The sequence below is a fragment of the Rhizobium sp. BT04 genome, from assembly GCF_030053135.1.
Classification (GTDB): Bacteria; Pseudomonadota; Alphaproteobacteria; order Rhizobiales; family Rhizobiaceae; genus Rhizobium; species Rhizobium binxianense.
The window spans coordinates 551,564-570,931 of the sequence record NZ_CP125652.1 but is presented as its reverse complement, the minus strand read 5'-3'; the positions used below and the strand labels follow the sequence as shown (position 1 = coordinate 570,931).

The window sequence follows — 19,368 nt, the reverse complement described above, 5'->3', positions numbered from 1 at the left end:
GCCCGCCCTGGAACAGCTAGAGCATGATGTCGTCCGAAAACCGCTCACACTTTTCGGCATCATGCTCGATCCTTGAGACGCCGGGTAAAACGCCGACGCATGGACTGGCCCTCAAGCCGCATCTTCAAAGCCTCCCTGCTCTGCCGCTTGTCGCGGACTCCTCAGGCAACAATTGTGCATAGGCATTCCATTTGCGCAATCTGAAAGATTTTTGCATAGTAGTTGGGAGCGAGGAGATGGCATGGCGGCGGAAGAGAAAAAAGGCAGGCGCACGCGGCTCGACGACATTGCCACCCGATGCGGCGTCTCGATCAGCACGGTGTCGCGTGCGCTGGCCGGCGAAAAGGGCGTCAGGCCGGAGATTCGCAAGCTGGTGCTGGAAACGGCAAGTGCGGTCAGCTACGCCCTGCCGGCAAGCGTTGCTGGCAAGAAGGTCATGCTCGTCGCCTCCGGCGCGGCAATGATCGACTATGTCCGCAACCAGTTCACCCTCTACGTGCTCGAAGGATTGAATGCGCGCGCGGCCGCCCTCGGCATCGAGGTGGCAATGCGCCCCGTCGCCGACAAGGGTGATGAAGCCCGCGTCGTCGCCGAGATGCGGGACGATCCGAGTTTCGGCGGCATGCTGATCCTGACCGTTGACGATGAGGATATGCTGGCGGCGGCCGCCAGCCTCGGAAAGCCTGTCGTTCTGGTCAACAGCGACGATCCCTATATGCGGCTTTCGAGTGTGACGCCCTGCAACCGCTCGGCCGCCTTCATTGCCGCAGAGCGGCTGATCAAGGCCGGGCATCAACGCATCCTGTTCATGCTGAGGCCGGGACGGCGAACGATCGAGCGGCGCCTGGAGGGCTGGCGCGATGCCCTGCAGCATCATGGGCTGACGGCCGACGCCGATCTGGTGCTCGAGGTCGACGACTGGCTACCGGAACTCGGCGCAGAAGCCGTCACCCGTGTTATCCGCGAAAAAGGCCTCACCTTCACCGCCATCCTGACGGCGGGCGACAGCCTTGCCAATGGCGCAGTGCGCGGATTGCAGGCGATGGGTTATGCAGTACCGCAGGACATCTCAGTTATGGGCATAGACGACCTGCCGCAATCGGCCTTTCTCAATCCGCCGCTCTCGACGGTGCATATTCCGATGCGCGAGCTCGGCGCCACCGCGCTCGATCTGCTGCGCGACATGATGCTCGGTCTTGCGGCCCCACGGCGGCGGGTCGAGCTTGCCTGCCATCTCGTCGAAAGGGGCAGCGTGGCGGCTGTCAGGCGCGTCCATGCCGTGACGGAGGGGCGCTGAACCCACACCACACGTTCGACGATATCAAGCCTCGATAAAGCTCGCCTCAAACAGTTCTCGCGCATAGGCATCATGGGTGGTGCCGGCCTGCAGATCCGCTCTGGTGAGTTCGTCGACGAAGCAACCATTCTTCATGATCAGCACCCGGTCGCACATATGGGCGATGACCGCGAGGTCGTGGCTGACAAGGAGATAGGTCAGGCCCTTTTCCTCGCGCTGATCGGCAAGCAGGTTGAGGATTTCGGCCTGGACCGAGACATCGAGCGCCGATGTCGGCTCGTCGAGCAACAGGATGGGCGGCGACAGGATCAGGGCCCGGGCGATTGCCACCCTCTGCCGCTGGCCGCCGGAAAGCTCATGCGGAAAACGGTTTGCGAAACTCGCCGGCAAACCCACCTGGATCAACGCCCTCTCGACCTTCGACCAGATATCCGAATGGCGCATGGCGCGCAGCGGCTCGGCCAAGGCGGTGCCGATACGATGGCGCGGATGCAGGGATCCGTATGGGTCCTGAAACACCATCTGAGCGAATTTCAGCTCTTCGCGGGAGCGCTTCTTGCCGATCGGTTTGGCGCCAAGCTCGATCTGGCCGGTCCAGCCGGCCTCCATGCCGGCGAGACACCGCAGCACCGTCGATTTGCCACATCCGGATTCACCGACAATGCCGAGCGTCTCCCCCTGGCCAACCTGAAAACTGATGCCCCTGACGACATGGTTGCTTGATTTGCCGGAGGCAAAGACGACATCGAGGTCACGCACATTGATCATTGCACCGTCTCCAGATCGAGTTTCGTCCTGTCGAGAACCGCAAGCCGGCGAACCGGATTCCTGGGGTCGGGCAGCGCAGCGATCAGCCCGCAAGTATAGGGATGGCGGGCGTCCTCGAGACGGGTAAGGGTCTCAACGATCCGGCCGGCATACATGACGATGATGCGCTCGCAAAAGGCTGCCACCATGCGAATGTCGTGGCTGATCAACAGCAGTCCGGAATTGTTCTCGCGCACCAGTTCATCGAGCAGCAGCAGCACGTCCTTGCGAACGCTGACATCGAGCGCCGAGGTCGGCTCGTCGGCGATGACGAGCTTCGGCCGCGCCAGCAACATCATGGCGATCATCACGCGCTGGCCCATGCCGCCCGATATCTGGTGGGGATAAAGCGCCATGACCCGGTCCGGATCGCTGATGCGCACGCGCTCCAGCATGGCGCGGGCCGCGTCAAAGGCCTGGCTCTTGCCAAGACCGAGGTGAAGGCGAGCGGCTTCGGCGATCTGCTTGCCGATCGACAGCACCGGATTCAGCGAATAACGCGGATCCTGCATGATCAAAGCGATATCCTTGCCGCGAAGCGCGCCCATCTGCCGCTCGCTCTTTAACAGCAGCGGATCGCCGCCGAGATCCAGACGTTCGGCGGTGACGACCGCCGCCGGCGGCAGCAGACGCATGATGGCGCGACCGGTCGTCGATTTGCCGGAACCGGATTCTCCGACGATGCCGACGCGTTCGCGCCCGACGTCGAAACTGACATTGGAGACGGCAGGCACGGCGCCTCGCCCGAAACGGACACTCAATCCTTCGACGGAAAGAACGGGCTGCAGATCATGATCTTGCATGGCGAGGATCCAGAATGTCGCGCAGAGCATCTCCGGCGATGTTGAAGGCAAGGCTGGTGAGGAGGATGGCGATACCCGGCATGACGGCAACCCACCAATAATCCAGCATGAATTTGCGGCCGCTGGAGATCATCGCGCCCCATTCCGGCGCCGGCGGCTGAGCGCCAAGACCGAGGAAGCCAAGCGAAGCTGCCGTCAGGATGATACCCGCCATGTTGAGCGTCAGGCGAACGATGACGGATGGGACGCACATCGGCGCGATATAGAGGAGAAGAATGCGCATCGGCGAGGCGCCATAAAGGCGGGCGGCGACCACATAGTCGGCGTTTCTGACGACAAGCGCCTCGGCGCGCGCGAGCCGGGCAATCGGCGGCCATGCGGTCAGCGAAATCGCGATGATTGCCGTGGTCAAGCCGGCGCCGAGTGCCGCAGCAAAAGCCAGAGCCAGGATCAGCGACGGGAAGGACAGAACGATATCGGTGGCGCGCATCAGCAGCGCATCGGTGCGCCCGCCGAAGAAGCCGGCAACAACGCCGATCAACAGGCCGATCGGGCCGACGATCAAGGAGATCGACAGCACGGTCTGGATGGTGATGCGCGTGCCGAAGATGAGGCGGCTCAAGATATCCCGGCCGAATTCGTCCGTGCCTGCCAGATGCGCGAGGCTCGGTGGCTGCAGGGCATCGCCAAGCGCCTGTATGGCCGGATCGTAGGGCGCCAGCAGCGGCGCGAAGATCGCGATCAAGCAAAGCAGACCGAGGATGACGAAACCTCCAAGACCAAGCGGCTCGGCCGCCAATTTGCGGCCGGCGCGCGCAAACGACGCCGCGATACGGGTCGACACACTTGGAGGGCGGATATGAATCTCGCTGCGGATGACATCGCTCATCGGGCCGCCTCCCGCATGCGCGGATCAAAGACGGCGTAAGCGACGTCGGCCAGGAAGTTCAACAACATGAAAATGAATCCCACAATGATAGTGCCGGCGACGATGGCGTTCATGTCACCGATCATCAGCGCGTTCGTCATGTACTGGCCAATGCCCGGCCAGGAGAAAACGATCTCGGTCACGACAGCGCCTTCGAGCAGACCGCCATAGGAAATGGCAAGGATGGTGATCAGTTGCACCGCAATGTTCGGCAGGACGTGGTGCCAGATCGTGCCGAGCGGGCTTACACCCTTGGCTCGGGCCGCAATGACATAATCCTGGCTCAACTGCTCCAGGGTGAAGCTGCGTGTCATGCGGGTGATGTAGGCCATCGCAGCATATGCGAGGATGACGGCCGGCAGAATGATATGGCCGAGCGCATTCCAGAAGATTTCCGTCTCGCCCTGCAACAGGCTGTCGACCAGCAAGAGGCCGGTTCTCGGCGTGACGAGGCCTTCGTAGAAGACATCGATCCTGCCCGGGCCGCCGACCCAATTGAGGCCGGCATAGAAGATGACCAGCCCGACGATGCCGAACCAGAAGACCGGGATCGAATGGCCGACGAGCGCCACCACCCGCGCCGTCTTGTCGATGAAGCTGTCGCGAAAGAGGGCCGCGACAAGCCCGAGCGGGACACCGACGAAGGTCGAAATGATCACCGCCAGCGTCGCGAGTTCGAATGTTGCCGGAAACGCCTGGGCAAGGTCCGAAGAGACGGGATTGCCGGTGAGGACGGCCGTGCCGAAATCACCATGCGCCAGCCCGTTCAGATAGAGGAAAAACTGCTGGTAGATCGGCAGGTCGAGGCCGAGACGCGCCCGCATCGCCGCATAGGCGGCGGGATCGGCGAGCTCGCCGACAATCGCGCCGACCGGATCGTTGGGCAAGATGCGGCCGATCACGAAGGTTACACAGAGGAGGATGAACAGGCTGACCAGCAAATGCGCCAGGCGTCGGCCAAATTCGGCTACGGAGAGTTCCTTCATGATCGGCTTGCCCTGGGAGTCTTACTGGGTTTCTACCTTGGTCACGCTCTCGAGACGCGTCAGCTGAGACGGATGCCCGATATATCCCTGCACCTTGCTGTTGAGGACGATCGGCTCAAAGCGCTCGAACAGCGGCAGCACGGCCGGCTTCTGATCCACGAACATTTTCTGCATCTGGACGTAGAGTTCGCCGCGCTTCTTGGCGTCCGGCTCCATCGATGCTTTCGCCGTCAGGGCCGTCAGTTCGGGAATGTCCCAGGCCGAGCGCCAGACGAAGTTGCCGGCATTGTTGGCTTCCTTCGAGTTATCGGGATTGGAGGAAAACTGCTCCATCGAGCCGAGCACGTTCGGCATGTAGGCGCTGGTCTGGGGGATCAGCAGATCGAAATCCCTGGCGCGATGGGCGGCAATGATTTCCGAGCCGTTGCCCTGCTGGATGTCGATCTTGATGCCGACCTGAGCAAGCGATGCCTGGATGGCGGTGGCAAGATCGATACGCGGCGTCTGCGCAATGGTCTTCAGCGTCAACGAGAAGCCGTCCTTGAAGCCGGCCTCGCTCAACAGCTGCTTGGACTTTTCGACGTCGAGATGCCAATCGGGGTTCGGGATGGCATATTCGAAATTCTCCGGAACGGGAACGTTTCTCGCCCGGCCGTAAGGACCCATGATGGTCTTTTCGATGCCCTTGTAATCGATGCCGTAGGCGATGGCCTCGCGGACCTTCGGGTTGGAGAGGTACTGGTTGCCGACATTCATCGACAGCACGTAGAAACCGCCCGTCGGAATACGCTGGATGGCAAAGCCTTGCTTGTCCTTGAACGTCGCGAGATCGGATGCCGTCAGCGCGCTGGCAATATCGATATCGCCGCGCTCGAGCATCAGCCGCTCGACCTGGCTTTCCGGCACATGGCGGACGATGACGCGCTTCATCTTCGGCGCGCCGGTCATATAGTCTTTGTTGGCATCGAGAATGACAAGCTCGTTCGGAGACCAGCGATTGAGGGTGAACGGACCGGAGCCGGCCGAATGCGTCCGCATCCAGGCGTTTCCATAGTCATTGTCGACGGCGTGTTTCTCGACCTCGACGCTGTCGACCACGCTGGTGGTGGTCGTCGTCAGCCGGTAGAGCAGAAGCTCTGCCGTCACCTGGTCGGAGAGATCGATCCGCACCGTCTGATCGTCCACCGCCGTGACAAGCTTTTCGACATTGTTCTTGTCGTAGCCGACGCGCTTGAGGTTGGCGGCGGCAGCCTGATCCATCTTCAGGAGCCGGGCCAGCGAATAGACCACGTCCTTCGAGGTGACCGGATTGCCGGAGGCGAAATTGGCCTTGCGCAGCGTGAATGTGATGCCCTTGTCGTCAATTTTCCAGCTTTCCGCCAGCTGCGGAAGGATCTTGCCATCCGCCGTACTGGCGACCAGCCGGTCGTAAAGGTTCGACATGATCTCGACCGCTTTGCCTTCGGTCGCCTGCTGCGGATCCAGCGACAAAACCTGCGCCAGCGATGTGCCCACAACCAGCTGGTCCTGCGGTGTCGCAGCTTGCAGCTGCGGCGCTGCGACCGTCAGGGCGCCCATGACCGCGCCGACGAATAAGCCCTTAGAAAAATGCTTCATTGTAACTCCTCCCTGGATTACTATAAGAGACATATTATGTCGTCCGTATGTCGTATTATGATTTAACGAGATCGAATATGATTTGCAAGAGCCGAACGGAAGACGTGATGCAGAGGGATGGGGAACGGACATGACGACACTCAGCCGCGGCCGGCAAAGACTGGCACAGCAGGTCATCGATCAGCTGCGGGCGCAAATCGAAACGGGGAAGCTGCGTGTCGGCGACCAGCTGCCGACCGAGCCGCAGTTGGAAGCCACCTTCGGCGTCAGCCGCACCGTGGTGCGCGAGGCAATTGCCGATCTGCGGTCGGCGGGCTTCGTCAAACCGATCCAGGGCAAAGGCGTCTTTGTCGCCGACCCGAAGGTTCATTCCGACCTGTCGCTGACGCCGGTGGAAATCAAAAGCATCCCGGAAACCCTGGAATTGCTGGAGTTTCGCATGGCGGCCGAAGGTGAAGCGGCGGCGATTGCCGCCTATCGCCGCACCGCCGAGCAGGAGGCGGCGATCCGCGAAGCCAACCGCAGAATGGCACAGCTCATCGAGACCGGACAGCAGACGGTGGAGGCGGATTACGCTTTTCACATGGCGATTGCCGCCGCCACGAACAACCGATTCTATGTCGATGTTCTCCGCCATTTCGGCCCCCGAGCCATCCCCCGCGGCCAGTTTCCGACGCTGCCTGAGGCCAATGACCGGGATTATCTGCAAAAGGTCTATGCCGAACATGTGGAAATCCTGTCGGCGATCGCCGACCAGGATCCGGAACGCGCCCGCCAGGCGATGCGGGCGCATATGATGGCCAGCCAACGGCGTTACCGCATGCTCGCCGAGCAGCAGTAGGGCTCGACACCTTCCAAAATTCATATTATGTCATATGACATTGTTGGATTTGGAAAGAGACTCAAATGTATCTGGGAACACAGGTCGCGGCGCGGGATGACGACGATTATCGTATCTTCGCGCAACTGGGTGTGAAGCATATCAACGCCGACCCGCCGGGAAAACCGAGCAGTTGGACGCTTTCCGACCTCGAGCGCCATCGCGACAAGGTCGAAAGCTTCGGCCTGATCCTCGACATGATCCAGTTGCCCCTGCCCTCGCAGCCGATCGAGAAGGCTTCCTATCCCGATATCCTGCTCGCCGGGCCCGAGCGCGACCAGCAGATCGACGCCGTCTGCAAGCTGATCGAGAATGCGGCGGCGGCCGGCATTCCGGCCGTCAAATATAATCTCAATCTGATCGGCATTCCCCGCACGCCGGATGAACCGGGGCGCGGCGGATCGATGAATGCCAGCTTCCGCTGGGACAAGACGGATCAGCGGGCCGAGCCCGGTCTGGCCGGCGTGCTCTCCGAAGACGAAAATTGGGAACGGATCGACTATTTCCTCGAGCGCGTCGTTCCGGTCGCCGCAAGCAACCGCGTCAGGCTCGCCTGCCATCCGCACGATCCCTATACGCCGCCCGGCTATCGCGGCGTCACGCGGGTGCTCGGCACCGTGGAAGGCCTGAAGAAATTCGTGCTGATGCGCGAAAACCCCTATCACGGCCTCAATTTCTGCCAGGGCTCGATCGGCGAAATGCTCGAAAATCCCGGCAAGGAGATCGACGATGTCATTCGCTGGTTCGGCGAGCGCGGCAAGATCTTCAATGTTCACTTCCGCAACATTCGCGGCGGCAAGCTTTCCTTCATGGAGACCTTCCCCGAGGAAGGCGACATGGACATGGTCCGCTCGGCCAGAATCTACAAGGAGGTGGGCTTCAAATACATGCTGATGCCCGACCACGTGCCGACCGTCAGCGGCAAGGATCCAACCGCCACCGCATTTGCCTTCTGCTACGGCTATATCGCCGCCCTTCTGCAGGTGCTGGAAAGCGCCTGACACGGTCTTCAACACGCAAAGAATAGGACTTCATGATGAACCCGATTGAACTGAAGAAGGCCGTTGGTAGTGGTCTCCTCTCGTTTCCGGTCACGCATTTCGACGATCAGCTCAAATTCGACGAAGCGAAGTACCGCCGCCATGTCGAGTGGCTTGCCGGTTATGACGCCGCCGCACTGTTTGCCGCCGGCGGCACCGGGGAGTTTTTCTCCCTCAATCCTGCCGAGATTCCGCAGGTCGTCCGGGCCGCCAAGGCGTCGGCCGGCAAGACGCCGATCATCTCGGGAACCGGCTACGGCACATCGCTTGCCGTCGAGATCGCACAGGCGGCCGAGAAGGCCGGCGCGGACGGACTATTGCTGCTGCCGCCCTATCTGATGTTTGCCGAGCAGGCCGGCCTGATCGCCCACGTCAAGGCGGTCTGCCAATCGGTCGGCGTCGGCGTCATCGTCTATAATCGCGACAACGCCATTCTTTCCGCCGAAAGCATTGCGCGCCTGGCGGAGGAATGCCCGAACCTGATCGGCTTCAAGGACGGCGTCGGCGATGTCGACAAGGTGATCGAGATCACCACGTTGCTCGGCGACCGTCTGGTCTATGTCGGCGGCATGCCGACCCATGAAGTCTATGCCCAGGCCTATTTTGCTGCCGGCGTGACGACCTACTCCTCGGCCGTCTTCAACTTCGTCCCTGCGCTGGCCCAGCGCTTTTATGGCGCCTTGCGCAGCGGCGATCAGGCGACCGTCGACGAGATCCTCAAGGGCTTCTTCTTCCCCTTCGTCGCCTTGCGCAACCGCAAGAAGGGATATGCCGTCTCGATCATCAAGGCCGGGCTTCGTGTCCTCGGGCAAAACCCAGGCCCCGTGCGCCCGCCTCTGACGGATCTTACCCAGGACGAGCTCGCGCTGCTGGAAAAGATCGTCCAGGCAAACGGCGTCACACGGATCGCGGCGGAATAATATATCGCCGCAGTAGGCCGCCGGGGTGGCCCGGCGGCTGTCCGGTTCGCACCAATCGACATCTGTCGATGTAGGAACCTCAGCTCTTGCAAGGGATAGAACCCCATTTTCTCCAAATAGCTGCTTTCAGTCCTCCAGAATGCCGGCGATCCTAACCAAATCTGCCACTGACGATGCGCGCATTTTCCGCATCATGTGGCCGCGGTGAAGCTTTACGGTCGCCTCGGCGAGCTGAACCTCAGCCGCAATCTGCTTGTTCAGTTTCCCGGCGACTACCAATGCCATGATCTGGCGCTCACGCTCGGTAAGCTTGGAATACCTCAAGCGTAACCCAGCCGTTTGGTTAGCCTCTTTGCGTCGAGCCTCATCATCCGCCAAAGCGCGGTTTACCGCCTCCAGTAAGTCCTGTTCGCGCACGGGCTTGGTCAGGACATCAATAGCTCCGGCTTTCATCGCGCGGACCGCCATCGCGACATCGACATGGGCGCTGATCAGCACCACCGACCTTGGATGTCGGCTTTTCGCCAGAGCTTCTTGAAACTCCAGACCGCTCTGGCCTGGCAGACGAATATCCAGAACAATACAACCTGCCCTGTCTGGATCATCAGCAGAAAGGAACTCCGGCACCGAGCCATGGGTTTCAGTGGCAAGCCCTACGGATTGGAACAATCCCCTCAAAGCTTCGCGGACGCTTTCGTCGTCATCTATGATGATGACGGTCGGCGGGCCTCTTTTGCGATCATCGATCATAGTCGGCTGTGACCTCCGCCATGGGCAATGTAAACGTAAACACCGTACCAACCCGACTGTCTGCCGCCGAAGCCCAAATCCGGCCGCCATGCGCTTCAATAATGGAGCGGCATATGGAAAGTCCCATCCCGATACCGTCGGCCTTCGTGCTGTAAAATGCTTCGAACACTCGGTCCAACTCTTCGGGAGGCACACCGCGCCCCGAGTCCGAGACACTCACTCTCACGAAACGCTGCTCGTCCTCGGTGCATCTGATCCTGATACGTCTTTCGCTTGAAGCAGCGGTCATCGCTTCGGCGCTGTTCATGACCAAGTTTAGAACTACCTGTTGCAGCTGAGTTCGATCTCCAATGACCTCCAGAGACCATTTCGGAAGATCGAGATCGAGTTCGATCTCTCGGTGACGAAGTTCCCCTCTCAAAAGATCCAGCACATCGCGCAAGGCGCCCTTCAAGTCAGTTTGCTCCATCCGGGCTGGTGACTTCTGAGCCAGTGCTCTGATACTCGCGATGATGTCGCCGGCGCGATGACCATCCTTGACGATCCTCTCCGCCGCGAGCCGGGCCTGTTCGATATCGGTATGTCCCGGTTGCAGCCAGCGCAGACATGTGCCGGCATTCGTGACGATTGCCATCAGCGGCTGGTTGACTTCATGGGCAATCGAAACGGCAAGTTCACCTGTGGCCGTCATCCGGGTCACATGCGCGAGGTCACTCTGGCTTTGCCGCAAGGACTCCTCCGCCCGTTTACGATCCTCGATATCCACGACGACGCCGTACCATCTCACAACATTTCCATCTGAATCCAGAAGGGGACTTTGCCGAAGGTTAAACCACCGATATTCGCCATCGGCGCGTCTGATACGGGCGTCTACCGGGCGGCTTTTTTTTGAGGCTACGATATCGTCCCAAGCCATACGCATCGGCTCGACATCATCAGGATGAAACATGCGATAAAAGCCGAAGCCGACGATCTCTTCAAAAGGTAGACCGACATAATCGATCAAATTTCGATTAAAATATTCAAGCTGGCCGTCCGAGGTGCAGGACCACGCCATGGCGGGTATCGTGTTGATGATAAGACTGAGCTTGTGTTCACTTTCTCTGAGCGCAGCTTCGCTTTCCCGAAGAGCATTCTCCGCACGTTGCAGGTCTTCGATATCGATGTTGACACCGAACCAACGAACGACGCCGTTGGCATCGACTAGCTTTCGCCCTGAGAAGTAAAACCAACGGTATTTTCCGTCTGCTCCGCGAATGCGTCCTTTCAAAACAGTGTGGTCGGAATGCTCAAGGTCTCTCTTCCAGATGTCCACCATACCGGGAATATCGTCCGGGTGATAAAGCTCCAGGAAGCCCCAGTCGAGAATTTGGTCAGCAGGACGGCCTGCATAGTCCAGCCAGCTTTTATTGACAAAATCGGCGCTGCCATCCGGTCGCGCTGACCATACGAGAACAGGCAGCGAATTGATGATAAGGCTAAGGTTCTGCTCGCTGGCCGCAAGTGCAGTCTTCGTTTCCTTCAATGCGTTTTCGGCCTGTTTGCGGTCTTCGATATCGAGGACCACACCATACCATCTCAAGACAGTTCCTTCGGCATCGAGCCGCGGCTTCTGCCGAAGCGTGCACCAACGATATTGGCCATCTGCGCGCCTGAGCCTGCCCACGACCTCTCTGGCATGCTTCGAGGCCATGATGTCACGCCATTCCGAAGCAAGATGTGACGTGTCGTCGGGATGAAATAGCTTATAGAATCCCACTCCAGAGATTTCCTCAAGTGGCGCTCCGATAAACTCGAGAAAGTGCTGGTTGGCAAAATCGAGCATGCCTTCCGACGTTGCGGACCACACCATGGCGGGGATCAGATCAATAATGGGATCGGTTTCCGGCTCTCGTTCCACCGCACTCTCCGTTCAGAGTTTGAGACGTGCCGGAGCCTAGAAGTTCCGACTCAATGTCAGGAAATAGAGAAGGGTGGCCAATCGTCCGCCGGAAATAGTTACGGGATTTCCAGGCGTTGCGTAAGGACAAATCGATATACGAAGGTCTATGGTTGCAATGCCATCGTCTAGCTGCACGTGACCTAGATCGCAATTGAGAGCGATTAGAAACCCGCTTACTCCTACACATAGGCCCTTGATGAATGGCGACGCCGGCAGGCCCGTCCTCGCCTTCACATCGAACGTGCATTGAAATTCTACATCACCGCCATTTCCTGGCCCGGAGCACAGCCTCCGGTGACCTTGTTTATCGCGACGGCGTTTACTCAGGCTGAACGGCCCAAAGCAGCCCTCACTCGAAACCAATTTTCGTTTTATCTCGACTTATGGGGAGACTATCATGCGTAGTTTGATTATGTGCCTGATGTTGGCGACCGCCAGCATGACCGCGGCAACAATGGCAAGCGCGCTTCCTGCGCACGCCGCGACGGGCGTCCGCGAAACTCCGGTTCCCATCCACTACCGAACTGCGAAAATCGAGGACCTCGATATCTTCTACCGAGAAGCCGGTCCGGCCGACGCTCCGGTCGTGCTGCTGCTCCATGGTTTTCCGACGTCCTCCCACATGTTCCGCAATCTGATCCCGCTCCTTGCAGACCGATACCACGTCATCGCGCCGGACTATCCGGGCTATGGACAAAGTGCATCTCCCGATCGTAGCAAATTTGCCTATACGTTTGCCGGGGTCGCCGATATCGTCGACCAGTTGCTGGATCATTTGGCGGTCAAAAGCTACGCGATGTACGTCATGGATTATGGTGCACCGGTGGGATACCGCCTGGCGCTGAAACATCCGGAACGGGTGAGTGCGCTGATCATCCAGAACGGCAACGCCTATGATGAAGGGCTGAAGGAATTTTGGGATCCCATCAAGACCTACTGGTCCGATGGGTCAGAGAAGAGCCGTGAGGCGCTCTCCGGTCTGGTCACGCTCGAAACGACCAAGTTCCAGTATACCGATGGCATGGAAGACGTGTCGCGCATCAGCCCTGACAACTGGGTTCACGACCAGGCCCTTCTGGACCGGCCAGGCAACAAGGATATCCAGCTCGATATGTTGTATGATTATCGCACCAACGTGCCGCTTTACCCTGCGTTCCAAAGTTTCTTTCGTGAACGCAAACCGCCCTCGCTCATCGTCTGGGGCAAGAACGATTATATCTTTCCTGAGGCCGGCGCTCATCCTTATCTCACGGATCTTCCGGATGCCGAAATTCATATCCTGAACTCAGGTCACTTCCTGCTCGAAGAAAAGCTGGACGTCGCTGCTCCGCTAATCAACGACTTCCTGGATCGCAACGTCGCAAAGAAGTGACCATCAGGTGCGACCAAGGTTCCGCCAAGCTGAGGTCGCACCGCTGAACAGCGGTTACTAAATTCCAGATGTTGGAGATCCCCCATGCCGTACCACTTTTTGGAAGTTGCAATCACTCCGAATGTACGGCTTGCACAAGCTGAAATGGCTGCCGACCAGATTTGGTTAGGCGACCACCATCGAGAATCCGACAGCTTCACCGACAGCGAACTGGCTTTCATCTCTGCACGGGACAGCTTCTACATTGCCTCTGTGTCGGAAAGTGGCTGGCCATATGTTCAGCATCGCGGAGGGCCACAGGGCTTTCTGAAAATAGTCGACAAGAAAACGCTGGCTTTTGCCGACTACAGGGGCAACCGCCAATATATCAGTACCGGAAACTTTGCCGCAAATGACCGGGCCTGTCTCTTTCTGGTGGATTATCCGCGACGAGCCCGCCTCAAAATATATATGCATGTCGAGAAGCTGACACTCGATGCCGACCCGGCACTGACCGACCTTGTTTTCGACGCCGGCTACCGAGCAAAGGCAGAACGGATTTTCCGGCTTCGGCTGGAAGCCTTCGATTGGAACTGCCCTCAACATATCACACCGCGTTACACCGAACACGAGGTCGAAAAAGCGGTAGCACCGTTGCGGGAACGCTTGGCCGAATTGGAGTCGGAGAATGTAGAATTGCGTACTCGGCTCGAGGCCTTGGGAGGAAAATAATGGACGCCACAAAACCCCCATTGCCGCCCTTTTCAGGGGCTTCTGCAACAGAAAAGGTTCGGCTTGCCGAGGATGGCTGGTACTTGCAAATGAACGCTGCCACCGCTCCTCAACAGACACACGATTGGATAAAGAAACGGGCTGTTGCGAGACCGACCGCCAGGTCATACGTTCTCTGATCCAACCTCAGAAGGAGCAGCAGATGCAGATCGACCTCGCAGGCAAGACCGCTCTGATTACTGGATCTACCGAAGGCATCGGCTACGCGATCGCCCGCCAGCTCGCGAGGGCTGGCGCGGACGTGGTGATCAACGGACGGTCTGAAGAAAAGACCGCAAAGGCCGCCGACCGCCTGAAAGGCGAAGGTGTCGGGGGCACCGTAGCCGCCGTCGCAGCCGATGTCGCAACCGCTGAAGGGTGCGGTGCTCTCGTCGCCAAGGTTCCTCATGTCGATATCCTGATCAACAATGCGGGCATCTTCCAGCCGCTCGACTTCTTCGAGGCGAACGACGAGGTGTGGGATCGCCATTGGCAGGTAAACGTCATGTCGGCCGTCAGGCTTTCGCGTGCCTACCTTCCGGGCATGCAGAACGTCGACTGGGGTCGGGTCATCTTCATCGCGTCGGAATCCGGCTTTAACATTCCGGTGGAGATGATTCACTACGGCGTCAGCAAGACCGCCGATATCGCGGTTGCCCGCGGGCTCGCCAAGCGCATGGCTGGTACGGGCGTTACCGTGAACTCGGTCCTCCCCGGCCCAACACTGTCCGAAGGCGTCGAGGCGATGCTTGCCGAAGAGCGCAGGAAGACGGGCAAACCGATCGAGGAGATCGCGGCGGACTTCGTCAAGAAGCATCGTGGCAGTTCGATCATCCAGCGAGCTGCAAGCGTCGAGGAAATCGCCAACCTCGTAACCTATCTGGCGTCGCCTTTGGCATCCGCGACGACCGGGGCTTCCATGCGCGTGGACGGAGGACTGATCGACACGCTCTGAGGTGATCCCTCGCCTGCTAGAGCGCCACACCGGTGCCGCGATCGAAGACGTGGACCTGATCGCTGGTGATGCTTGCCTCGAACACCGCGCCGTAGCGGGCGGGATATTCGCCGTCGACGATGGCGGTCACCTGCTGGCCGGCGAGGTCGAAGACGACATGGGTCTGGGCGCCGGTCGGTTCCACCAGCGTCGTCCGGCCGGCAAGCGGCGTGCCGCCTGATATGCCGGGAACGAGATGTTCGGGGCGCAGGCCGATGGTGATGGCCTGGCCGGGCTTGACCTTGCGGTCGGGCGCGATGCGGATCGCCGTTCCGTCGCTGAGACGAGCAGCAGGCCCACCATTTTCGCCGTCGACCGTGCCTTCGAGCATGTTCATCGCTGGCGATCCGATGAAGGCGGCGACGAAGAGATTGGCCGGTTTCTTGTAGAGTTCGAGCGGCGTGCCCTGCTGCTCCACCCTGCCCTGATTGAGGACGACGATACGATCGGCAAGCGTCATCGCCTCGATCTGGTCATGGGTGACATAGATCGAGGTCGTCCTGACCTTCTGGTGCAGCGTCTTGATTTCCGAGCGCATCTGCACGCGCAGCTTGGCATCGAGGTTGGAGAGCGGCTCGTCGAACAGGAAGACGGCGGGATTGCGCACGACGGCGCGGCCCATGGCGACGCGCTGGCGCTGGCCGCCGGAAAGCTGGGCCGGCTTGCGGTCGAGGAGTTGGGCGAGATCCAGCATGCGCGCCGCTTCGGCAACGCGGAGCTCGATCTGAGGTTTGGCAACGCCGGCGAGCTTCAGATTGAAGCCCATGTTTTCAGCCACGGTCATGTGCGGATAGAGCGCATAGGATTGGAAGACCATGGCGATGTTGCGTTCGCGCGGCGTCATGCTGTTGACGACCTTGCCGCCGATGGCGATCTCGCCATCGGTGATCTCCTCGAGGCCGGCGATCATTCTGAGCAGCGTCGATTTTCCGCAACCGGACGGGCCGACGAGCGCGACGAATTCGCCATCCTCAATATGAAGCGAAATGCCATGGATGACGTCGACGGCGCCATAGGTCTTGCTGATATCGGTGAGTTCAACGGATGCCATGATTGCACTCCAACGGTTCGGCTCAGGACTTCACGGCGCCGGCGGTCAGTCCGGCGATGATGTGTCTCTGGGCGACGAAAAAGACGATGATGGTGGGAAGGATGGTCAGTGTGATGAAGGCCAGCACCAGCTGCCACTCCGTGCCATACTCACCGCGATAGACCATGATGCCGAGCGGCCAGGGATATTTCGATTCCGAGTTCAGCATGATCAGCGGCAGGATGTAGCTGTTCCAGCTGCCGACGAAGGAAATGATGCTGACGGTGGCGACGATTGGCCGGGAAAGCGGCAGCGAGATGTGCCAGAAGAAGCGGAGATAGCCGCAGCCGTCGACGAAGGCTGCCTGAAACAATTCCTCCGGAAGGTTGCGGAAATAGTTTCGAAACAGCAGGATGCTCATGCCAAGGCCGAAAGCCACCTGCGGCAGCACCACGCCCCAATAGGTATCGAGCAGGCCGAGATCGCGGATCCGGATGAAGAGCGGCAGGATCGCGGTCGCCGCCGGAAACATCAGGCCGAGCAGGAAATAATTGAGCAGGAACGACGATCCGAAAAACCGGACATGGGCAAAGGCGAAAGCCGCCATCGACGAGACGATCAGCGTCAGGAGGACGGTAAGCGACGCGATCACCAGCGAATTGCCGATCTGCAGCCAATAGCGTTCACCGAAAAGAATATCGGTATAGTTCGCCCATTGCCACTCCGTCGGCAGGCCGAAGGGATTGGTGCGCAGGTCGCCCAGCGTCTTGAAGCCGCCGAGCGCCGTCGTCAGCAGCGGCACGAGCACGATCGCGGCAATCAGGCTCAGCGACACGTAGAGATAGACGCGTGTGGACGTGCTCATGCGGATGGAAGAGCTCATATCAGTCATGGCGCATGAATATCCTTTTGTAACCGAAGGCGAGCGTCACGCAGATGATGAAGAGCACGACGCCGACGGCGCTGCCGAGGCCGACCTGCATGCGCATGACGCCATAGGTATAGAGGAAGGTGACCATCGTCTGGGTGGAGTTGGACGGCCCGCCGCCCGTCAGCGGCATGATCATGTCGAAGAGCTGCAGCGAGCCGACGACGGCAAAGAAGATGGAAAGACGCAAGGTCGAGCCGAGCAGCGGCAGCGTGACGTAACGGAACTTCTGCCAGCCGGTGGCGCCGTCGATTTCGGCGGCCTCCAGCACGCTTTTGTCGACAGATTGCAGGCCGGCGATGAACAGCATCATGTGGAAGCCGAAATATTTCCAGACGATCACGCCAAGCACGGCATAGATTGCCACGTCCTTGTCGGCGAGCACATAAGGGTTGGCGAAGCCGAAGAAGTTGGAAACGGCGGCAAACAAGCCGTAATCGCCATCATAGACGAAGCGCCAGATCAGGCCGGCGGCAACGTCCGCCAGCACATAGGGCAGGAAGAAAATCAGCCGGTAGCCGACGACACCCGGAATGCGGTGCGCCAGCATGGTCGCCAGCCAGATGGCGAGCGGCACCTGGATGCAGATCGAGATGACGATGATCAGGCCGTTATTGACCAGTGCCTGCGTGAAGGCCGCATTTCGGAACAGAACCTGGAAATTGCGCAGCGCAATGAACTCGGTCGGCGTGCCGTAGCCGTTCCACTTGTAGAGGCTGTACCAGGCCGCCTCGCCCATCGGCATGATGACGAAGAGCGTGAAAAGCAGCAGCGCCGGCGGCAGGAAAAGCAACAGCACAGTCAGCCGGTCATGCGCGACCGAGCTTCTGCTGTTGGCGACTTTTCTTGCCGGCCTTGCGACCGTCGTTATCGATGGGACTGAGATATTGGCCATGGTTCCTGCTTTCGCATCTCGTCGGCAGCAATCCCGGCGCCCGCTTTCAGCAAGAGCGCCGGGAGGGGTCGGCAGGCGCTGGTTATTGTTCCAGCTCGAAAGCGTCCTGGATCATCTGGGCGCCGTCCTTGGACTTCATCTGACCGGAGACGATTTCCACCGACACGTCGTTGACGACGCGGCCGACCGCAGCACCCAGATCCTGGTCGAAATAGTTCTGATGCCAGGTCGAGGCGGCAAGCTGTTTTGCCGATTCGGCAAGCAGCGGGTTGGTGACGCCGTCACCGGCGCCGACGGCAACCGGCAGCAGCATCCCGGCCTTGGCCATCGCCCGCTCGTTGTCTGCACTCGTCAGGAAAGCGAGGAAATCGATCGCTTCCTTGGAGGCCTTCTTGGTGACGGCCCAGCCGTTCAGACCGCCCAGCGTATCGGTCGGCTTACCGGCGCCGCCATCGACCGCCGGGAAGGCGAAGCGGCCGATATTGTCGGGTGCGAGGCCCTTGCCGTCACCGGCATTCTTGCGCTGGTTGGCTTCGGTATTTTCAAAGCCGAGGATGATTGCAGCCTTGCCGTCACCGAAAACGCCGAGCGCCTGCGGCCAGGTCGAGCCGAGATAGCCGGGCTGGAACGGTTCGAGCTTTCCGAGTTCGGCGAGGTCGTCGCCGGCCTTGATGATCGCCGGATCGAGGAAACCTTCGCCCTGGCCGGTCTTTGCTGCTTCGAAGACCTTCTGGCCGCCTTCGCGCATGACGAGATAGCTCCAGTAGAAGTGGATCGGCCATTTTTCACCGCCGCCGCCGGCGATCGGCACGATGCCGGCAGCCTTGATCTTCTTCACCGTGGCGAGAAAGTCAGCCCAGTTCTTGATGTCCTCGGCCTTCACGCCGGCCTTGGCAAGCAGTTCCTTGTTGTAGAAGAAGCTGACCAGGCCGACCTTGTAGGGAATGGCCCAGGTCTTGCCATCGAATGTCAGGCCACTGACCGACGCCGGGCTATAGGCGCTACGCAACTTGCCGCCATCGGCATCCAGCGCCGGCGTCACATCCTGGAGCGCGCCGGTTTCGGACTGCTGCTTCAGGACGCCGCCGCCCCAGCTGAAGAAGAAATCCGGCACGTCGTCGGACTGCAGCAGCGTGGGAAGCTTGGCCTTGAAGGCCTCGTTTTCCAGAAACTGCATCTGGATGTCGACGTCGGGATGCTGGGCTTCGTATTTCTTGACGATGTCTTCCCAGGCCGCGACATATTTCGGGTCGAGCTCGAGATGCAGCCACTTGACCACCGTCGTCGCCGAGGCGGCACCTGCCCCGGCCAGAAGCATCCCGGCTGCCACGGCCATGGATACGATACGCCTACCGCCGAGAGCGGCGCTCTTCTTCATAAAATTCATGATTTTTCCTCCCAGGGGGCTATCCTCACAATTTTTCCCCTA

General features: G+C 59.8%; 18 protein-coding genes and 1 pseudogene. 8 read left to right on the top strand and 11 right to left on the bottom strand.

What is annotated here, in order from left to right; all coding sequences use genetic code 11:
- The first annotated feature begins 241 nt into the window (after positions 1 to 241).
- A complete protein-coding gene (locus tag QMO82_RS11385; RefSeq protein WP_183607392.1) occupies positions 242 to 1,297 on the top strand; it encodes a LacI family DNA-binding transcriptional regulator in 1,056 nt (351 codons plus the stop codon).
- Between the two features lie 24 nt (positions 1,298 to 1,321).
- Here QMO82_RS11385 and QMO82_RS11380 read toward each other — a convergent pair whose 3' ends face one another.
- From QMO82_RS11380 to QMO82_RS11360, 5 genes are read right to left on the bottom strand one after another with little or no spacing between them, the layout of a single operon-like run.
- Positions 1,322 to 2,065 (bottom strand): ABC transporter ATP-binding protein, encoded by a 744-nt coding sequence (locus QMO82_RS11380; RefSeq protein ID WP_183607393.1) that lies wholly within the window; start codon positions 2,063 to 2,065, stop codon positions 1,322 to 1,324.
- Entirely contained in the window at positions 2,062 to 2,907 is an 846-nt protein-coding gene (locus QMO82_RS11375; protein ID WP_183607394.1) for an ABC transporter ATP-binding protein, read from the bottom strand. Before QMO82_RS11375 ends, QMO82_RS11380 begins: the two co-directional genes overlap by 4 nt.
- Positions 2,894 to 3,796: an ABC transporter permease gene (locus QMO82_RS11370; RefSeq protein ID WP_183607395.1), complete on the bottom strand. Its 903-nt coding sequence runs from the start codon at positions 3,794 to 3,796 to the stop codon at positions 2,894 to 2,896. Before QMO82_RS11370 ends, QMO82_RS11375 begins: the two co-directional genes overlap by 14 nt.
- Entirely contained in the window at positions 3,793 to 4,821 is a 1,029-nt protein-coding gene (locus QMO82_RS11365; RefSeq protein WP_183607396.1) for an ABC transporter permease, read from the bottom strand. The genes QMO82_RS11370 and QMO82_RS11365 overlap by 4 nt, the downstream gene beginning before the upstream one ends.
- 21 nt (positions 4,822 to 4,842) lie before the next feature.
- Positions 4,843 to 6,438, bottom strand: coding sequence for an ABC transporter substrate-binding protein (locus QMO82_RS11360; RefSeq protein WP_183607397.1), 1,596 nt, complete (start codon positions 6,436 to 6,438; stop codon positions 4,843 to 4,845).
- 130 nt (positions 6,439 to 6,568) lie between these two features.
- Here QMO82_RS11360 and QMO82_RS11355 point away from each other — a divergent pair, with 130 nt between their 5' ends.
- From QMO82_RS11355 to kdgD, 3 genes are all read left to right on the top strand, one after another.
- Positions 6,569 to 7,279: a FadR/GntR family transcriptional regulator gene (locus QMO82_RS11355; RefSeq protein ID WP_183607398.1), complete on the top strand. Its 711-nt coding sequence runs from the start codon at positions 6,569 to 6,571 to the stop codon at positions 7,277 to 7,279.
- 65 nt (positions 7,280 to 7,344) lie between these two features.
- Positions 7,345 to 8,319, top strand: a complete 975-nt coding sequence (locus tag QMO82_RS11350; protein ID WP_183607399.1) for a mannonate dehydratase — start codon at positions 7,345 to 7,347, stop codon at positions 8,317 to 8,319.
- A 32-nt stretch (positions 8,320 to 8,351) separates the two neighbouring features.
- Positions 8,352 to 9,278, top strand: a complete 927-nt coding sequence (gene kdgD, locus QMO82_RS11345) for a 5-dehydro-4-deoxyglucarate dehydratase (RefSeq protein ID WP_183607400.1) — start codon at positions 8,352 to 8,354, stop codon at positions 9,276 to 9,278.
- 126 nt (positions 9,279 to 9,404) lie between these two features.
- On the opposite strand, the gene QMO82_RS11340 is transcribed toward kdgD, so the two are convergent.
- Positions 9,405 to 10,028: a response regulator transcription factor gene (locus QMO82_RS11340; RefSeq protein WP_183607401.1), complete on the bottom strand. Its 624-nt coding sequence runs from the start codon at positions 10,026 to 10,028 to the stop codon at positions 9,405 to 9,407.
- Complete coding sequence (locus tag QMO82_RS11335; protein ID WP_183607402.1) at positions 10,018 to 11,928, bottom strand: PAS domain S-box protein; 1,911 nt, start codon at positions 11,926 to 11,928, stop codon at positions 10,018 to 10,020. The genes QMO82_RS11340 and QMO82_RS11335 overlap by 11 nt, the downstream gene beginning before the upstream one ends.
- Before the next feature lie 439 nt (positions 11,929 to 12,367).
- On the opposite strand from QMO82_RS11335, the gene QMO82_RS11330 reads away from it, so the two are divergent.
- From QMO82_RS11330 to QMO82_RS11315, 4 genes and pseudogenes are all read left to right on the top strand, one after another.
- The gene (locus tag QMO82_RS11330) at positions 12,368 to 13,342 is read left to right on the top strand and encodes an alpha/beta fold hydrolase (RefSeq protein ID WP_272782620.1); all 975 of its coding nucleotides are present in this window, start codon (positions 12,368 to 12,370) and stop codon (positions 13,340 to 13,342) included.
- 84 nt (positions 13,343 to 13,426) lie between these two features.
- The gene (locus tag QMO82_RS11325) at positions 13,427 to 14,053 is read left to right on the top strand and encodes a pyridoxamine 5'-phosphate oxidase family protein (RefSeq protein ID WP_183607404.1); all 627 of its coding nucleotides are present in this window, start codon (positions 13,427 to 13,429) and stop codon (positions 14,051 to 14,053) included.
- Positions 14,053 to 14,133 (top strand): annotated as a pseudogene (locus QMO82_RS11320) (DUF1348 domain-containing protein); the annotation flags it as partial. The gene QMO82_RS11325 and the pseudogene QMO82_RS11320, both read left to right, overlap by 1 nt.
- 122 nt (positions 14,134 to 14,255) lie before the next feature.
- Entirely contained in the window at positions 14,256 to 15,047 is a 792-nt protein-coding gene (locus QMO82_RS11315; RefSeq protein WP_183607405.1) for an SDR family NAD(P)-dependent oxidoreductase, read from the top strand.
- Between the two features lie 16 nt (positions 15,048 to 15,063).
- Here the strand turns inward: QMO82_RS11315 and QMO82_RS11310 are convergent, their stop codons facing one another.
- From QMO82_RS11310 to QMO82_RS11295, 4 genes are all read right to left on the bottom strand, one after another.
- A complete protein-coding gene (locus QMO82_RS11310) occupies positions 15,064 to 16,137 on the bottom strand; it encodes an ABC transporter ATP-binding protein (protein WP_183607406.1) in 1,074 nt (357 codons plus the stop codon).
- Positions 16,138 to 16,159: 22 nt separating this feature from the next.
- Positions 16,160 to 17,008, bottom strand: a complete 849-nt coding sequence (locus QMO82_RS11305; RefSeq protein WP_003539503.1) for a carbohydrate ABC transporter permease — start codon at positions 17,006 to 17,008, stop codon at positions 16,160 to 16,162.
- Positions 17,001 to 17,939, bottom strand: a complete 939-nt coding sequence (locus QMO82_RS11300; protein ID WP_183607407.1) for a carbohydrate ABC transporter permease — start codon at positions 17,937 to 17,939, stop codon at positions 17,001 to 17,003. The genes QMO82_RS11305 and QMO82_RS11300 overlap by 8 nt, the downstream gene beginning before the upstream one ends.
- A gap of 82 nt (positions 17,940 to 18,021) precedes the next feature.
- Entirely contained in the window at positions 18,022 to 19,326 is a 1,305-nt protein-coding gene (locus QMO82_RS11295; RefSeq protein WP_183607408.1) for an ABC transporter substrate-binding protein, read from the bottom strand.
- Between the last annotated feature and the right edge of the window lie 42 nt (positions 19,327 to 19,368).

Bases quoted from the DNA above. Each gene is read 5' to 3' on its own strand.
- QMO82_RS11385 (WP_183607392.1), top strand. From the start codon at position 242: ATGGCGGCGGAAGAGAAAAAAGGCAGGCGCACGCGGCTCGACGACATT.
- QMO82_RS11380 (WP_183607393.1), bottom strand. From the start codon at position 2,065: ATGATCAATGTGCGTGACCTCGATGTCGTCTTTGCCTCCGGCAAATCA.
- QMO82_RS11375 (WP_183607394.1), bottom strand. From the start codon at position 2,907: ATGCAAGATCATGATCTGCAGCCCGTTCTTTCCGTCGAAGGATTGAGT.
- QMO82_RS11370 (WP_183607395.1), bottom strand. From the start codon at position 3,796: ATGAGCGATGTCATCCGCAGCGAGATTCATATCCGCCCTCCAAGTGTG.
- QMO82_RS11365 (WP_183607396.1), bottom strand. From the start codon at position 4,821: ATGAAGGAACTCTCCGTAGCCGAATTTGGCCGACGCCTGGCGCATTTG.
- QMO82_RS11360 (WP_183607397.1), bottom strand. From the start codon at position 6,438: ATGAAGCATTTTTCTAAGGGCTTATTCGTCGGCGCGGTCATGGGCGCC.
- QMO82_RS11355 (WP_183607398.1), top strand. From the start codon at position 6,569: ATGACGACACTCAGCCGCGGCCGGCAAAGACTGGCACAGCAGGTCATC.
- QMO82_RS11350 (WP_183607399.1), top strand. From the start codon at position 7,345: ATGTATCTGGGAACACAGGTCGCGGCGCGGGATGACGACGATTATCGT.
- kdgD (WP_183607400.1), top strand. From the start codon at position 8,352: ATGATGAACCCGATTGAACTGAAGAAGGCCGTTGGTAGTGGTCTCCTC.
- QMO82_RS11340 (WP_183607401.1), bottom strand. From the start codon at position 10,028: ATGATCGATGATCGCAAAAGAGGCCCGCCGACCGTCATCATCATAGAT.
- QMO82_RS11330 (WP_272782620.1), top strand. From the start codon at position 12,368: ATGCGTAGTTTGATTATGTGCCTGATGTTGGCGACCGCCAGCATGACC.
- QMO82_RS11325 (WP_183607404.1), top strand. From the start codon at position 13,427: ATGCCGTACCACTTTTTGGAAGTTGCAATCACTCCGAATGTACGGCTT.
- QMO82_RS11315 (WP_183607405.1), top strand. From the start codon at position 14,256: ATGCAGATCGACCTCGCAGGCAAGACCGCTCTGATTACTGGATCTACC.
- QMO82_RS11310 (WP_183607406.1), bottom strand. From the start codon at position 16,137: ATGGCATCCGTTGAACTCACCGATATCAGCAAGACCTATGGCGCCGTC.
- QMO82_RS11305 (WP_003539503.1), bottom strand. From the start codon at position 17,008: ATGACTGATATGAGCTCTTCCATCCGCATGAGCACGTCCACACGCGTC.
- QMO82_RS11300 (WP_183607407.1), bottom strand. From the start codon at position 17,939: ATGGCCAATATCTCAGTCCCATCGATAACGACGGTCGCAAGGCCGGCA.
- QMO82_RS11295 (WP_183607408.1), bottom strand. From the start codon at position 19,326: ATGAATTTTATGAAGAAGAGCGCCGCTCTCGGCGGTAGGCGTATCGTA.